This window comes from Mesorhizobium sp. ISC11, from assembly GCF_037162595.1.
GTDB lineage: Bacteria > Pseudomonadota > Alphaproteobacteria > Rhizobiales > Rhizobiaceae > Mesorhizobium > Mesorhizobium ciceri.
The window spans coordinates 1,580,440-1,595,701 of record NZ_JAVSPW010000001.1 but is presented as its reverse complement, the minus strand read 5'-3'; the positions used below and the strand labels follow the sequence as shown (position 1 = coordinate 1,595,701).

Genomic DNA, 15,262 nt, shown 5'->3' with positions numbered 1-15,262 from the left:
GCTGCGCCAGTGGCGGCTGGTCTCATCTTACCCTGGTTCCCACATTCAATGGTCAGTCGTTAAACTGATCGTAGGGTAAGACACCAACAGGTTTAGAACGATTTGGTAGAGGTTGCTGCAACTAGGCCCGGCCTGGGGAGCCCCGAAACACGCGCTAGGTCGGAAGCGCCGCAACTTGACGCGTTGCTTTCGAGCGTTCGTGCCTGTCGCGCCTGTGCTGGGGAATTCAGCCATGAACCGCGCCCGGTGGTGCAGGTCACTTCCGAGACCCGGCTCTTGATCTGTGGCCAAGCCCCAGGACGACGGGTGCATGAGTGCGGATTGCCGTTCGACGACGCCTCAGGTGACCGCTTGCGCGCGTGGCTTGGGCTGGATCGCAGTGTCTTCTATGGGGATTCGCGAATTGGCGTGGCTCCGATGGCGTTCTGCTTTCCTGGGACCAATCCCAAAGGGGGCGACCACCCGCCACCGTCCCGGTGTGCCGCGCTCTGGCGACGGTCGCTTCTGGCGTGCTTGCCTAGAGTGGAACTGACGCTCCTGGTCGGCGGTTACGCTCAACGGTGGGCGCTGCAACACGCCTCGGGGAGGTCGATGACCGCGACCGTTGCCGCGTGGCGCACCTATGGTCCGGCAGTCATCCCGCTGCCCCACCCCTCGTGGCGCAGTACAGCCTGGCTGCGTCGCAACCCGTGGTTCGAGAACGAATTGGTGCCTCACCTGCGCACCCGGGTTTCTGCTGTCCTGGGCAGCGCGGCTGCTCCTCACGAGCCGGCGGCATGATAAGCGTGCGGTGGACTCGGCACCGGATCGTCCGAAAGTTCTGTCCGTGTTCAGGGAGACCCGTCCACGCGTTGCTCCCGTCAGTCGCTTAACCGGGTCAGCACCTGGCCGCGGTGCAGGGCCAGGTGGTCGGTCTTGCTGCTCTTGATCTCGTATTGAGGAGACTGCGGGCTCGCGTGATGCGTGTGGCCTTTATAGTCTATATCTTGGGTATGAATCCGAATGATCGTTCCGTGGACGCGACCTGCCTCCGAGTTCCAACTCACCCGATCCCCGACTTCAAATGTTTTCGTCATCGAGACGGTCGCGGGTCGGCGTCGTGGTGCCTTCTTGTGTTCCGTCATTTCTCGGTGCTCCGCCTGGGTAGGGTCAATTTTGGCGCATTTGGCTGAGGCTTGGCAGTCACCCGTTCTTGCCCATCGCCTAGGCTGGCGCCGCACCCGAACCCTTATGTACGCGTCAGTTTGCTCGACATCATAGCAGGGGATTGATGATAGGGCAGGGGCGCGGACCGCTTCCCCCCTTGCGCAGACTCAAACAGGCGTGATGCCAAAGGGCAACGCACATTATCCTCCACGAGGAGCCATCGGCCAAAGGTGCGCCGTAGTGTGTACAGACCGATCCAACGGCGAATATTTCCTCGCCCCGACGTGCCAGCAAGACAGGCTCGTTGCCGACATAGCCGGAGAGCATGGCGCCATCTGCGAGTTGGCTCAGAGGGATGCCTTTGCCGAAGTCCGGACGGTCAGTATCAGGTGTATCGGAGTTCATGAAGGGCCTCCTTACTCAGGCCGACACCGTGGACATGCAACTGGCTCGGGGGACGGCACGACGAAAATCCTACAGCGGGCAAAGTCCTTGTCACGTTATTCAGCTTGACCGAGCGTATCGATCGTTCGAGCAACGTGATCAATTCGACATCACCCGGTTCAGCCGATCATTTTCAAGCAGCGAGCGGGTAGCCCCGCCGAAGATCCACTCCCTGAACCTGCTATGACCGTAGGCGCCGGATATGACCAGATCCGCACGCATTGCGTCGGCCACATCGGCGATCGTTCCGCCATCGGATTTCTCCGGAAACACTTCCGCCTTCGCCTTTACGCCGTGAAAAGAAAGGAAGGCGACAACATCGTCCAGGCTATTCGAGGTTTCATCGGTCGCGTCATCGTCGATCGTGGTTATACGAACCTCCTTGGCCATTTGCAGAAACGGCATGGCATCAGCAACCGCACGCCTAGCTTCACGGGTGTCCTTCCACCCGACAAGAACCTTGTTGATCCGGATATTTTCCTGGTTGGTGGAGGCGACAAATACAGGTCGTCCTGCCTGAAGGATTAGATTGCCCAGGTCGGTGGAACGATGAATGTTGCCAGAAGAGGCACCTTCGGGCGACGCTGTGACAATGAGATCGGCCACACGCGCCGAGTCGATCAGCAAGCGGGTCGGATTGCCCACCGTCCCGCGCCATTCCGTCTCAACCGTCGCGCCAGCAAGACCTTCGAATTCCGCGCGGAGATCCTCGAGTCGCCGCTCGATGTTCTTCCGCTGGCGCAGCATGTTCTCACCGTCGAATGCGACGCCTCCTTCCATTACGATGGGTGGGGGAACATCGGCAGCCGAAAGGCCGATCAGACGCGCATCGAACCGCCGAGCCAGATCGACACCGAGCTTGATGACAGGAGCAACCATACCATCGATGTCGAGATTGAGAACGATTGACTTGTAGGCCATTGGACTTCCTTCCGGGATTGGGTAATGAGCCTCGGCCAAGGACGAACGGCGACGTGCCGCGAAAATGCGCCGCGACAACTGGTATCAGGCGTTAGAAAGGCGTCCTGCGCTGGGAGCCGTCGTCGCACCGATCATCGCAACGAAGCAGCTCGTCGCCTGGCGCCGCCCGTCAAAGCTCCTCGCCCTACTCAAACACGAGATTAGCTGTGCCTCTTTTTGCGATCAGCATTCGCCGGGCATCCTGGATTCGCTCAGCCTGTAGTTTGGAATAGGGGCCCATCGGCTTGGTCGTTTTGTTACCGCGACGGACCTGACAGTACCACTGGCTGCCGTTCGAGAAGATTTCAACCGAGGTCGGCGTCATGTTGGACGCTTCCTTGCCGACCGTCTTGATGATTTTGACGAACGTTGAATAATGTTGCGCGGGCGCGACCGTGCTCATACCGTTAGTGGTGCTAAGTTCCTGTTGCACTGTGGACATAATTCGAACTCCTTTCGATCATGACGGCATTCCGCTCAGCCATTTCTGATTGCGCTCTTCTTCGAACTGCGGTGCCCGAGAGCGCTCTGCTAGGTCGCCATCTGGTGCTCCATTTCCACCTCGGCCTCCAGACTTTCGATGTCGCGGAAGATCGAAGCGACAGCCAGCGTGCGTCCTTCGCGCTTGAAGCGCAGCAGGCAATCCCTGGAGGCGATATTCCCATCGACCGCGATCTCGTCCCATCGCTCCGCATGACCGACATAGTTGATGGGAACATCGTAATGCTGACTCCAGAAGAACGGCACGCCGTTGAATTTGTCGCGTTGGCCGAGCATGTTGAGGGCCGCGGTTCGTCCCTGCCTCTCTGCAACCACCCAATGCTCGACCCGAATTTTCTCACCGCTGTGGGGATCGCGCCATCGCGCAATATCGCCGGCCGCGAATACCCCTGGCTCGCTCGTTTCCAGAAAGGCGTCCACAACAACGCCGTGATCAACGACCAGCCCCGCCGTTTCGGCAAGTCTGATCCGCGGCCGCACGCCGATGCCGACGACGACGAGATCTGCCGCCAATGAGCCGCCACTGCTGAGATTTACCTTCTTGGCGTCGATGCTGCTCGCTGTATTCTCGAGATGGAATACGACGCCATGCTCTTCATGCAGGGCGCGGATGAAGTCGCCCATTTGCGGGCCGAGGACGCGCTCCATGGGTCGTTTTTCCGGCGCCACGACATGAACTTCGATCGCGCGCGCGCGCAGAGCCGCGGCAACTTCCAGGCCAATGAAACTGGCGCCAAGCACGACCGCGCGACGGGCAGTCGCGGCATGCTCGATGATCGCCTTGCAGTCTGCGAACGAGCGCAGCGTGTGAACGTGCGGCAAGTCGGCGCCGGGGATGGTCAGGCGGACGGGTTCGGCGCCGGTCGCAAGCAGCAGCCTGTGGTAAGGAACCCTTCTTTCATCAGCGAGGACGACCTCGAGGGAACGCAGGTCGATATCAACGGCCTTCGTGTCGAGACGCAGGTCGATGTTGTTTTTTGAATAGAATTTCTCCCCGCGGAGCGGAATCCAGTCCTCCGGCGATTTTCCCGCGAGGTAGTCTTTGGAGAGGTTCGGCCGGTCGACGGGCGCCGATTGGTCCTCGCTAATCATCACGATGCTGCCCTGGAACTGCTCGCGCCGCAGCATGTCGGCCGCTGCGAAACCCGCGGCGCCTCCGCCGACAATGACGATCTTCTCGGGGACTTGGCTGGAGCCTCCAGAACGCGGTTTCGGAACCATCCGTTTGATTTTCTCGCCGACGAATATCCGATCATCGCGTTGTTCCACCGACCAGCAGGCGAGTGGATTGAAGGCGGGGGCGCGCAAAGCCTCGCCTGTGCGCAAATCGAAGCACGCATGATGCCAAGGACACCGGACGGTATCCTCCACCACAAGACCCTCGACGAGCGGCCCGCCGTAATGCGTGCAGGTCGCCCCGACGGCGAAGACCTCCGCCCCGCGGCGCACAAGCAGCACCTGCTCATCGCCGCAATGGCCGACAAGCTTTGCGCCATCGGGAAGATCGGACAACGCGATCCCCTGGACCAGATCCGGCCCGTTCGGTTTGTTATGGCCTTCAGGCATTTTCTTCTCCTTTGGCGATCAGGTGTTGAAATCGCCTATACCGACGAGAAGCGGGAACTCAGGCCCGCCAGCCTCTGAATACCTTCACCTGATTGTGCGTCTTCAGGCTCTCGGCACCGCTTGTGCTAAACGTGCAGCCATGGACTCGATGCCGATTGGACGTCTGTTGTCCGTAGTTTCTCGCCATCTCTGCTATCATGCAAACGAATTTAATCGACAGTTGTGTGCATTATTTATGATTGCTCTCGCGTGATCCCGGGCAGGGAATTACAGGATTACTTGCCCCGTCTTACCCCAGTCGGCGAGAAAGGACGCCAGGCCCTTGTCGGTGAGTGGGTGTTTGGCGAGGTTTCTGAGCACCGCAGGTGGTACGGTCGCGATATCGGCGCCGGCGATCGCCGCCTGTTTGACATGGAGAGGGGTGCGAATTGAAGACGCCAGGATCTCCGTCGTGAAGGATTTGTCGTTGTCGTAGATCTTGCGGATTTCCCGGATCACCTCCATGCCGTCGAGCCCAAGGTCATCAAGCCTGCCGACAAACGGCGAAATGAAGGTCGCGCCTGCCTTGGCGGCGAGCAATGCCTGGTTGGCTGAAAAGCACAGGGTGACATTGACCTTCTGGCCGAGTTGACTAAGCGCCCGGCAAGCCCTGAACCCATCCCAGGTCGATGGCACCTTGACGGCTACATTGGCGGCAATGCCGGCCAAACGCTCTCCTTCGGCGACCATGCCGTCGAAATTGGTCGCGGTGACTTCCGCTGAAACCGGACCCTCGATCGTCTGGCAAATCTCCTTGATCACATCCCTGATGGGTCGTCCGGTCTTTGCTACAAGCGACGGGTTTGTGGTCACCCCGTCGAGAACGCCAGCGGCGGCAAGCTCACGAATTTCGGATATATCGGCGGTATCGACGAAGAATTTCATCGTCTTCTCCTCTAAGGTGAACGCCCATCGATCATTGGATGGGTGTTTTCTGCTTTGGTTCCCGGAGAGTTTGTTGTCGTGGCCGCGATCGCACGCCCAATGGCAATGGAGGAGCGCCCCGTCACTATCGGTGTCTCAGCAAAATCTCTCTAAGGACAACGGCGTCGTTGTGGGCCTCGTCATGAGCCGAGTAGACGAGTGTAACGGTGCCCTGCCGTATCAGGTCGCGCAGCTGTTCCAGTTCATCGCGATGCTCATGGATTTCCGCCGCATATCGCCGGCGGAATTCCTCCCAACGGGCTGGATCGTGTCCGAACCATTGCCGAAGCTCGGTGCTTGGCGCGAGTTGCTTCATCCAACAGTCGATGGCGGCTTCGGTCTTCCTGACCCCGCGCGGCCAAAGCCGGTCAACCAACACTCGCTTGCCGTCGTCGGCAGCGGGACTCTCATATGCCCGTTTCAATTTTACTCTGTCATTGAAGATTTTTTCACTCATCGACCTCGTGTCCCGTCTCCCTCCGTCTCGTTGACCGCATCAAGAAGTTCGGAGAATTCCTTTCCAAGGATCGCCTCGTCGACTTCGTCCAATACGACCAGAAAGACGTCGCCGCGATATCGCTCGATCCAGTGACGACCCGCTCCATGGCTGCGCAGGTAGTCACCGATCCGATGGATCGAGGAATATCCCAGGCCCTTGTGCAGCAGGAACTTCATAAAGGTCGTGCTTTGCGATCCGGACGGTTGCCCCTCACTCAAGGATCGACTTCTGTCCTTGGGCGTTGAACTGTTTCAGGTAGGCGATCACGTCGGCGATGTCCTGGTCCTTGCTGAGACCGGCAAATGTCATCTTTGTGCCGGGGACCAGTTTGCGCGGCGCGTGCAGATAGATCGTCAGGGTCGGTTCATCCCAGGTCAGACCGGAATTCTTGTTCGCCGCGGAATAATTGTAGCCCGGATACACGCCGGCCGCTCGGCCGACGATGCCATTCAAAACCGGACCTACTCCGTTCTTTGCGTCTGGGCCGACCGAGTGGCAGGCCATGCACCTCTTGAAGACGGCTGCGCCGGCTTCGGCGTTGCCGGGGGATGCCTCCAGCGCATGGGCCGATCCGACTGTAGTGAGAATTGCGGTTGTCAATCCAAGCAAAGTCGATTTCATGTTTGCTTCTTTCAACGCGTTTGTTGCGGGCTGGTCCCGGCCGACCCGGCCCTGGCGATATGGGGTTCAAACCCTGCCTGCCGGATCCGAACCGCGGATCCGGCAGGCGTTGCCTCAGGAGGGAACCAGTGCGCCGGGATTCTTCAAATACTGGTTCTTGATCGCGTCCACCGCCCAGTAGGCAAGAGCGCCTACGGGTCCGGTCGGGTTCTTCCCGGCGTTCTGGGGAAACACGCAAGCGCCGGTCACGAACACGTTCGGGACATCCCAGACCTGAAGGTATTTGTTCAGGACGCTGGTGCTCGGGTCGGCTCCAAACACTGCCCCGCCCGTGTTGTGCGTGCTTTGATAAGGCACGATCGAATAGGGCACGGGAGGGATGCTCCGATCAACCTTAGTCGCACCCATCTCCTTGGCGATCTTCACGCAGATGTCGGCCTGGCCGTTCATCTGCTTGACCTCGTTGTCCTGGAAGTCGAACGTCATCCTCATCAATGGACGCCCGAACACATCGGTGTAGGTCGGGTCGAGGCTGAGATAGTTCTGCCGGTAGGCCATCACCGCGCCCTGGTTTCCGACACTGGCCGCGTGGTCATAATTGTCGACCACTGCCTTTTTCCAGTCGGAGCCCCAACGCGGCGTGCCGTGGGGTGTTGGATGCGACTGGATCGGCCGGGCGCCCGAGTTGCTGCAGCTGATGCCGCCGCCGCCGATATAGCCGGCCTTCACGAAATCGTAGTTGTCGCCGTTGAAATCATCCATGCAGGTGCCGAGCGCGCCGGCGCCCATGAAGCGATTGAGGATGGTTTCCTTGTCGAGGAAGGCGGTAGCCCCGCCACCGCACTGATAAGCATAGTTGCGGCCGACCACGCCCTTGCCCGTGGCCGGGTCATAAGGCACGCCGATGCCCGATTGCAGCAGCAGGTTGACATTGCCGAGCGCATAGGCTGACAGGATGATGAGGTCGGCAGGCTGTTCGAACTCCCGCCCGCGTGCGTCGAGATAGGTGACGCTGACCGCTTTCTTGCGGGTCGAGTCGAGATTGACCTTCAGCACGATCGAGTTGGTGCGCAGCTCGAAATTCGGGTTCTTCAGCGCCAGCGGAATGACGGTGAAATGCGGGCTAGCCTTAGCATTGGCCTCGCAGCCGAAACGCTCGCAGAAGCCGCAATAGTGACATTGGCCGAAGGCCACGCCATCGGGATTGACGTAATCGCGCGACGCGTTTGACGACGGATTGGGGAACGGGTGATACCCGAGATTACGGGCCGCCTTCTCGAACATCACCATGCTCTGCGCGGCGATCATCGGCGGGTTGGGGTATTCCTCCTTTCGCGATCCTTCGAAGATGTTGCCACCATCGATCTTTCGGCCGTTGATGTTGCCGGCCTTGCCGGAGGTGCCGCAGGTCTTTTCGAACCTGTCGTAATAGGGCTCGAGATCGTCATAGGTGATCGGCCAGTCCTGCAGGTGCATATCCGAAGGGATGATCTTGTCGCCGTATTTGTCGACCGTCCGGGTGCGCGCCTGATGGTCCCATTCGAGCCAGCGCCAGGTGACACCGTTCCAGTGCACGCCGGCGCCGCCAACGCCCTGGCCAGGCAGGAACGAGCCGAGTTGCCGCATCGGCAGCGCCGTTTGCGATTCACTGTTGCGGAACGTGATGGTTTCCCGCCGGACGTTCTGCATGAGATCGTGGCGGGCGGCGTAGCGCAGTTCGTCATGGATCTGTGGGTCGATGAAGTCCGGATTGGTGTCACGCGGGCCTCCCCGCTCAAGGGCGACGATTTTCAGCTTGGTCGAAGCAAGTTCCTTGGCAATGATGCCGCCCGTCCAGCCCAGGCCGACAATCAGGACATCAATCGCGTTCAATTTGGTGGCCATGTTATAGTCTCCTTGTTCTTTCGCCGATTAAACGAGATCCTGGATGCCCTTCGGTTCAGCCGTATAGAGCTTGTTCCGAAATGGTTCGATCTTGTCCATATACATGGCGTCGGCGCCTGGGAAACCGATCATCTTCCAGGCCGCCCTGTCCTTGTTTCCGCCATACATCGGGTCGGCCAGATAGCCCTCGACCGTGAGTTGGAGCAGAAGCCCGAAGAAGGTCGCGGTCGGCACCGTCGGAAGCTCGACCTTCTTGCCGTCGAGTTCGGTCATCACCGCGGCACGATCCTTTGCCGAAAGGCCGTCGAAGGTGCTCTTGTGGTTTTTCTGTACGTAAGCGCTGACGTCGGCGATCCCAGCACGGATCAGTTCCGATGGCGTCATCGGCAATTGATAGCCCTGCTCGGGCGTACCCTCGCCAAATGGCCCTTCCAGATACAGGCGGTCGCCCTTGCCGTATCCGCCGGCCATCTGCCGGTCGATATAGATCGCGACGCCGAGTTCCTTGGCGCCAGGGCCTGTTGAGTCGCTTGGAATGAGCGTATCGACAGCCGCCTCGATGAAAGCGGACTCATCGATGTTGAAGAATTCGTAGCCAATGCCTCCAGCCTGAGGTTCGGTGGCGACGGCAACGTGATGATGTCTTGTGTCAGCGGTCGCAGCCATGACTTCGTCCGCCGAAGCGGATGCCCCAAGCGGCAGGGTGCTCGCCGCCGCTCCGGCAGCTCCAGCCGCGCCGAACAGCTTCAGAAAATCACGCCGCCCCACATCGCCTTTGCCCTTTTCTTCCCTCGACATGATTCCTCCTGTGACGCTGCAGGCAAAACGATGGGTAGGTGGAGAGAGCCTTGCGCTCCGCTCCAACCGGCGCTGCGCAGCATCCAGCGCTAAGCTTGGTGGATTTCTCGGAGCGTATTGCTGGCGTATGCCGCGTAGCAAACGAATTTAATCGGCAAATGAATACAGATTTTATGATAGATCCGAATCGTTGTTGCTATTGGACTCGATACGGCTTGATCGAATGGCCGCGATAAAATGGGGGCACTTCAGAGCGCAATTTCACTGTCATTTAAATGCAGTTTTTATGTTATGTTTTTTCATGGACGTCGAGCTTGCTCGTTCTTTTCTTGAGATTGTTTCCAGCGGAAGCTTCATCCGGGCCTCCGAACGGTTGAATGTCGCCCAGACAACCGTGAGCGCGCGAATTCGCAGCCTTGAGCAACAACTAGGTCGCCAACTTTTCGTCCGCCACAAAGGCGGCGCTTCGCTCACTCCCGCCGGAGAGCAGTTCCTGCGCCACGCTCCGATGTTCGTTCAGTTGTGGCAGCGCACCCTTCATCAGGTTGCTGTTCCACCCGGCAGTCGTGCTGTTCTGACTGTTGGTAGCGAAATCAGCATCGCCGAGCCCCTTCTGCTCGACTGGGTTCGATGGATGCGTCAATCCCTTCCGGATATCGCGCTTCATGTGCACGTCGATGTGCCGCAGGACCTAATCGACCAAGTCGCATCCGGGCTCGTCGACGTGGCAATCATGTATGCGCCCCAGCATCGGCCCGGCCTGAAGATCGATCTGCTCCTGGAAGAAAAACTCGTGCTCGTGACAACCGATCTGGAAGCACGCCTGGCGGGCAGCATAGACTACGCGCACATAGACTGGGGGCCAGATTTTACGTTTCATCATGGCATGAATTTCCCTGACGTCGCGCCGGACCTTTTTATGGATCTCGGCCCGCTTGCGCTCAGCTATATTCTTTCGGTTGGTGGATCCGGCTATTTCAGGATGAGCGCGGTACAGCCTCATATCGAGGCCGGACGGCTTCACCTCGTGCCCGAAACGCCGCAGTTCTCATATCCCGCTTACGCCGTTCAGTCTGCCAACGCAGATGAAGCCGTGGTGGCCCCTGCCATGGCTGGATTGCACTCTGTCTTGAATGGCGATGCTTTTTTAGGTTTCCCACCGTCTTGCACATGAGGATGCTTGATATCGTCCTTCACATCGCGGTACCGATCCCGGATTGGACGAGGGTGACAACCCGTTGACGGGTTGCCGATCAATTTTGTACGAAAGTGCGGTCGATGGACCGGGCTTTCGAGATGTCCGCCATGCACTAAGGGATGGCTTTTTTGCCTTTCTGATGCATCTTTGGTGTGGCCTGGGTCTTGACTGAGATGTGAAGAACCCCAGTCCGGCGCTACTCAGGCAGGAGACTGGCTGGCGCCGATTGTCACCTGTGTGAGCGATCCCGAATTTGGAAACGTGGAAGCAGCGTGTAACTCTGCAGTGCGTTTCCAGCCCAATTTCGGCCGCCATCAAAAAAGACAGCGACGGGCAATACGATGGCTATCTCGCCACGATACCGGGCTCGTCGCAATGTTCCAGCGAGGCCAGCAAAGAGTCTCATGGCGTTGCCGCCGAAACTAAGACAGCTGCAAGAAAATTGCGTTGAAATCATAAGTGTCGTTTTACAACGAAGGCGCGGGCGACAAACCGAAGACCCGACCTAGCCGGGAAGCCATCAACATGTCTCCACCGCACCTGCAGCGCAGATGCGTTTCAAACGTCATCACCGCCGGTCTCTTAGGTTAATCACGGCGCACGCGATGAAAGCCACACACAAGCGTCCAAGCGTCGCCCTTCAGCGGTCACCGGAATGACGCAAGCAGCTAGCCGCCGTCTGTGGCGATCAGCATCCAATTTCGCTTCCTTGACTGGATGTCACAGGCAAACGTCCACGTATCGATCACTTCAATGATCTGCTGGGGATCTCCTGAAACGATGTCGTTGTTGGCCGAGCGTGTAACGCTGACCACGTCGGAAACGAAGCGAACGGCAATCTCAGCGGTACCATTCTCCTCAAGAGCGTCGACGACCTTTGCGTCGTTCGTGCCTATAAAGGTGAGTTGCAGCATCTCCGCCCGATCCCGGCGCCCGGCAATCGCCCGTTCGAAGATGTCGAGCACTTCCGGTCCGACAAGGCGCTTCAATGTCTGGATGTCCGCACTTGCATAGGCCAACAGGACAACTTCATAAGCCGCCTTGGCGCCGGCCAGAAACGTGGCAGGGTCAAAACTCGGATCGCTCTTTCGGATAACCTCCAAGGGCGTGTCGCCGGAAGACGTGATTTCGTTACTTCCGGCTAGACGCTCAGTCGGCGCATCGTCCGGTTTTGCCTTGTCATCGCCCGGACGTGACTGACGTTTGCTCCAACTGCCTAGAAACGCCCAATAAAACGCGATGATCGCCATGAGCAGTATCTGGTTGTTTGGGTCTGTGGTCTCGTTCATGAAGTTCTCCCGACAAAATGTCGAAGCGGGCGCCGGTTCAGAACCGGAGGTGACTTTTAGACAATGCGCGGCAGCCGTTCCCATTGATGGAATGGCGGCGGCGACGGCAGCAGCCATTCGAGCGTGGTCGCACCTTCGCCCCATGGATTGGCGCCAGCTTGACGCTTGCGGGCGAAGGCCTCCGCGACCGCGATGAAGAAGACGATAAGTCCGGCCGTAGAAATGTAGGAACCGATCGACGACACGAAATTCCAGCCGGCGAAAGCGTCGGGGTAGTCGGCATAACGTCGAGGCATGCCAGCCATGCCGAGAAAATGCTGCGGGAAGAAGACGAGGTTGACGCCGACGAACATCAGCCAGAAATGCAACTTGCCGAGCGTTTCGTTGTACATGTAACCAGTCATCTTCGGGAACCAGTAGTAGAAGCCGGCGAAGATGGCGAAGACCGCGCCCAATGACAGCACATAGTGGAAGTGGGCGATCACAAAGTAAGTGTCGTGATAGACGCGGTCGATACCGGGGTTGGCAACCATGATGCCAGTGACACCACCGATGGTGAAGAGCAGGACGAAGCCGAGAGCCCAGAGCATGGGGGTCTTGAACTCGATTGATCCTCCCCACATGGTAGCCAGCCACGAAAACACTTTCACCCCAGTTGGAACGGCGATGACCATCGAGGCGAAGGCGAAGTAGCGCTGGGTGTCCAGGGACAGGCCCGTGGTATACATATGGTGTGCCCAGACAACAAAGCCGATCGCACCGATTGCCACCATCGCATAGGCCATCCCGATGTAGCCGAAGATCGGCTTCTTGGCGAAGGTCGAGATGACATGGCTGATGATGCCGAAACCAGGCAGGATCATGATGTAGACTTCGGGATGACCGAAGAACCAGAACAGATGCTGGTATAGGATCGGATCACCGCCGCTGGACGGTGCGAAGAAAGTCGTCCCGAAATTGCGATCAGTCAAAAGCATGGTGACGGCACCGGCGAGCACCGGCAGCGACATGAGAAGCATGAACGCGGTGACCAGCATCGACCAGGCGAACAGAGGCATCTTGTGCATCGTCATGCCCGGTGCGCGCATGTTGAAGATGGTGGTGATGAAGTTGATCGCGCCGAGAATAGAGGAGGCGCCCGAAAGGTGGATCGACAGGATGACCAGGTCGACGGCGGGACCCGGCTGGCCGTCCGTCGAATAGGGCGGATAGAGCGTCCAGCCGCCGCCGTGACCGAGCGTGCCGGGTGCTCCCGGAACGAACATTGAGGTGATGAAGAGGATAAACGACATCACCAGAAGCCAGAACGAGATATTGTTCAAGCGCGGAAAGGCCATGTCGGGCGCGCCGATCATGATCGGCACCATCCAGTTACCGAAGCCACCGATCAGCGCCGGCATGAGGACGAAAAAGATCATGACCAGCCCATGGGAACTGACGACGACGTTGTAGACACCCGGATCGCCAAATATCTGCAGGCCCGGTTCCTGCAACTCCATGCGGATCAACACGGAAAGCGCGGTACCGAAGACGCCTGCCATGATCGAGAACAGCAGGTAAAGCGTCCCGATATCCTTGTGGTTGGTCGAAAACAGCCACCTGACGAGAAACCGGGGCTTGTGATCATCCAAGGTTGTGGCGGGATTGGACATGACGTGCTTCCTGCTTTCACTGCTGGCTGGCAAGACGGCCTCAACAATGGACGGCATCTGCGATCCGCCGTCACAAAGGATTAGCCTCGCCTGCGCTCATTCATTCATCCGTGACGATCACATCCATCGGAATGTCATGTGGCTGCGGATAGATGGTCTGGGTTTTGCTGCAGGCGTAACCGACGCCCACGACGAGAGGCCGCTTCGGCGCGGCGGCCAGGGTCCGGTCGAAGAAGCCGCCGCCATAGCCCAGGCGATAATTCGCCTGGTCGAAACCGACTACGGGCGCGATGACCACATCCGGCTGGACCGAAGGCCCGTGTGACGGGACAAGAATATTCCACATTCCGCGTTCCAGTGGGTCTCCCGGTCCCCAAATACGAAACTCGAGCGGCCAGCCTTTTTTGATGACGACCGGCAGCGCGATCCGCCCGCCGCGCTCGATCACCCGGATCGCCCAGTTGCGAAGGTCCGGTTCCCCTCGAAAAGGCCAATAGCCACTAACGATGCGGCCGCTCACCCGGCCGACAGCCAGATCGAGAGCGGAAGCGATGCGCAAAGACTTCGCGAGGCGTTCCTCGGGGTCTACGGCTAGACGCTCGTCGATCAGGCGCTTGCGTTCCGCCTTGCGCCACCGACAGACATCCGACCAAGTGTCCTGCGCGATCGAATCCGCGCCATATCCCGGAACAAGTTCGTGCATGTAGCACGGCGGAGAGGCGTACTCTTGCGTTTCCAAGGGACCATCCTCCTGATCTGGCATTGCGCGCTCCATTAACCGTCGCAGCGGAAACCGCTCGGCCTCATCAAGGTTGCGCTGTGTAAAACAGGAAGGCAAACGGAATTAAATGCTGTATTGGTGCAAGATTATTGCACTGAACCGAGAAGCCCCAATGGACATCGACCGCGCTCGCACGTTTTTGGAAATCGTCCATTCGGGCAGCTTCCTGAAGGCTGCGGATCGCCTTCATGTCACGCAGACCACCGTAAGCGCACGCATTCGCACGCTGGAGGAGGAGCTCGGACGTCAGCTCTTCATCCGTAACCGCAACGGCGCGCAATTGACGCCGGCGGGCCGGGAGTTCGAGCGGTTCGCCCAGTCATTCGTGCAAATCTGGGAGCGCGCCCGCCACCAACTCGCCATCCCATCGGGACGGACAAGCGTCGTCGCCCTTGGCGGAGAGCTCAGCTTGTGGAACCCGCTGCTGCTCGACTGGCTGGTCTGGATGAAGAACGCCAGGCCGGAAATCGCCATCCAAGCCCAGGTCGGCGTACCGGACCAACTGATCGAGCAACTCAGGACCGGTGTTCTTGACATTGCGGTGCTCTATGCGCCGAGGTTGTTGCCGGGATTCAGGGTGGAGCTTCTCGTTGAGGAGCAACTCGTTCTGGTCCGGACCATGGACCGAGACGGGGAACCCGGCGGCTCCAAGGACTATGTCTATGTCGACTGGGGGCCGCTGTTTGCGGCCCAGCATGGTGCCAGTTCCTCTGCCTTCGGCGAGCCGGGATTGATGGTCGGCCTGGGACCGCTGGGGCTGAGCTACATCTTGCGCGCCGGCGGAATGGGTTATTTCCGCAGGGGCGCAGCAGCTCCCCATATCGAGGCCGGGCAACTGGAGGTAGTAGAAGGCGCGCCGGAATTCACCTATCCGGCCTATGCCGTCTATTCGGAAGCAAGCGAGGCGCGAGCCGACGTACAGGAGGCGCTGCGCGGCCTGAAGCAAGTTGTGAATTGAGC

At 59.0% G+C, this 15,262-nt stretch carries 17 protein-coding genes; 3 read left to right on the top strand and 14 right to left on the bottom strand.

Going from position 1 to position 15,262, the window contains the following annotated elements; all coding sequences use genetic code 11:
- Positions 1 to 132: 132 nt before the first annotated feature.
- Positions 133 to 780: a uracil-DNA glycosylase family protein gene (locus RPF88_RS08110; protein WP_442921292.1), complete on the top strand. Its 648-nt coding sequence runs from the start codon at positions 133 to 135 to the stop codon at positions 778 to 780.
- Between the two features lie 80 nt (positions 781 to 860).
- On the opposite strand, the gene RPF88_RS08105 is transcribed toward RPF88_RS08110, so the two are convergent.
- The 11 genes from RPF88_RS08105 to RPF88_RS08060 all read right to left on the bottom strand — a co-directional run bounded on the left by RPF88_RS08105 (position 861) and on the right by RPF88_RS08060 (position 9,382).
- On the bottom strand, positions 861 to 1,076 hold the full coding sequence (locus RPF88_RS08105; protein ID WP_337123866.1) for a DUF2945 domain-containing protein: 216 nt from the start codon (positions 1,074 to 1,076) through the stop codon (positions 861 to 863).
- A 178-nt stretch (positions 1,077 to 1,254) separates the two neighbouring features.
- Positions 1,255 to 1,473: a Rieske 2Fe-2S domain-containing protein gene (locus RPF88_RS33325; RefSeq protein ID WP_442921291.1), complete on the bottom strand. Its 219-nt coding sequence runs from the start codon at positions 1,471 to 1,473 to the stop codon at positions 1,255 to 1,257.
- Positions 1,474 to 1,689: 216 nt separating this feature from the next.
- Positions 1,690 to 2,511, bottom strand: a complete 822-nt coding sequence (locus tag RPF88_RS08100) for a universal stress protein (RefSeq protein WP_127369643.1) — start codon at positions 2,509 to 2,511, stop codon at positions 1,690 to 1,692.
- A gap of 184 nt (positions 2,512 to 2,695) precedes the next feature.
- Positions 2,696 to 2,992 carry a hypothetical protein gene (locus RPF88_RS08095; RefSeq protein ID WP_064994261.1) on the bottom strand — a complete coding sequence of 99 codons (297 nt, stop codon included), beginning with the start codon at positions 2,990 to 2,992 and terminating at the stop codon, positions 2,696 to 2,698.
- Positions 2,993 to 3,081: 89 nt separating this feature from the next.
- Entirely contained in the window at positions 3,082 to 4,617 is a 1,536-nt protein-coding gene (locus RPF88_RS08090; protein WP_337122131.1) for an FAD-dependent oxidoreductase, read from the bottom strand.
- Between the two features lie 267 nt (positions 4,618 to 4,884).
- Positions 4,885 to 5,541, bottom strand: a complete 657-nt coding sequence (gene fsa / locus RPF88_RS08085) for a fructose-6-phosphate aldolase (RefSeq protein ID WP_337122130.1) — start codon at positions 5,539 to 5,541, stop codon at positions 4,885 to 4,887.
- Between the two features lie 124 nt (positions 5,542 to 5,665).
- Positions 5,666 to 6,037, bottom strand: a complete 372-nt coding sequence (locus RPF88_RS08080; RefSeq protein ID WP_127369255.1) for a DUF488 domain-containing protein — start codon at positions 6,035 to 6,037, stop codon at positions 5,666 to 5,668.
- A complete protein-coding gene (locus RPF88_RS08075) occupies positions 6,034 to 6,255 on the bottom strand; it encodes a hypothetical protein (RefSeq protein ID WP_064994265.1) in 222 nt (73 codons plus the stop codon). The genes RPF88_RS08080 and RPF88_RS08075 overlap by 4 nt, the downstream gene beginning before the upstream one ends.
- A gap of 34 nt (positions 6,256 to 6,289) precedes the next feature.
- Entirely contained in the window at positions 6,290 to 6,715 is a 426-nt protein-coding gene (locus tag RPF88_RS08070) for a c-type cytochrome (RefSeq protein ID WP_224674324.1), read from the bottom strand.
- A gap of 99 nt (positions 6,716 to 6,814) precedes the next feature.
- Positions 6,815 to 8,584, bottom strand: coding sequence for a GMC family oxidoreductase (locus RPF88_RS08065; RefSeq protein ID WP_337122129.1), 1,770 nt, complete (start codon positions 8,582 to 8,584; stop codon positions 6,815 to 6,817).
- A 27-nt stretch (positions 8,585 to 8,611) separates the two neighbouring features.
- Positions 8,612 to 9,382 (bottom strand): gluconate 2-dehydrogenase subunit 3 family protein, encoded by a 771-nt coding sequence (locus RPF88_RS08060; RefSeq protein ID WP_337122128.1) that lies wholly within the window; start codon positions 9,380 to 9,382, stop codon positions 8,612 to 8,614.
- A 223-nt stretch (positions 9,383 to 9,605) separates the two neighbouring features.
- Here RPF88_RS08060 and RPF88_RS08055 point away from each other — a divergent pair, with 223 nt between their 5' ends.
- Positions 9,606 to 10,556, top strand: coding sequence for a LysR family transcriptional regulator (locus RPF88_RS08055; RefSeq protein ID WP_245485169.1), 951 nt, complete (start codon positions 9,606 to 9,608; stop codon positions 10,554 to 10,556).
- Between the two features lie 692 nt (positions 10,557 to 11,248).
- Here the strand turns inward: RPF88_RS08055 and RPF88_RS08050 are convergent.
- The 3 genes from RPF88_RS08050 to RPF88_RS08040 all read right to left on the bottom strand — a co-directional run bounded on the left by RPF88_RS08050 (position 11,249) and on the right by RPF88_RS08040 (position 14,284).
- Positions 11,249 to 11,869 carry a Tim44/TimA family putative adaptor protein gene (locus RPF88_RS08050; protein ID WP_337122127.1) on the bottom strand — a complete coding sequence of 207 codons (621 nt, stop codon included), beginning with the start codon at positions 11,867 to 11,869 and terminating at the stop codon, positions 11,249 to 11,251.
- Between the two features lie 56 nt (positions 11,870 to 11,925).
- Positions 11,926 to 13,521: a cytochrome c oxidase subunit I gene (gene ctaD, locus RPF88_RS08045; RefSeq protein WP_064994290.1), complete on the bottom strand. Its 1,596-nt coding sequence runs from the start codon at positions 13,519 to 13,521 to the stop codon at positions 11,926 to 11,928.
- 100 nt (positions 13,522 to 13,621) lie between these two features.
- Positions 13,622 to 14,284, bottom strand: a complete 663-nt coding sequence (locus RPF88_RS08040; protein WP_128368933.1) for a 5-formyltetrahydrofolate cyclo-ligase — start codon at positions 14,282 to 14,284, stop codon at positions 13,622 to 13,624.
- A 130-nt stretch (positions 14,285 to 14,414) separates the two neighbouring features.
- Here RPF88_RS08040 and RPF88_RS08035 point away from each other — a divergent pair, with 130 nt between their 5' ends.
- Positions 14,415 to 15,260, top strand: coding sequence for a LysR family transcriptional regulator (locus tag RPF88_RS08035; protein ID WP_064994270.1), 846 nt, complete (start codon positions 14,415 to 14,417; stop codon positions 15,258 to 15,260).
- Positions 15,261 to 15,262 lie beyond the last annotated feature (2 nt).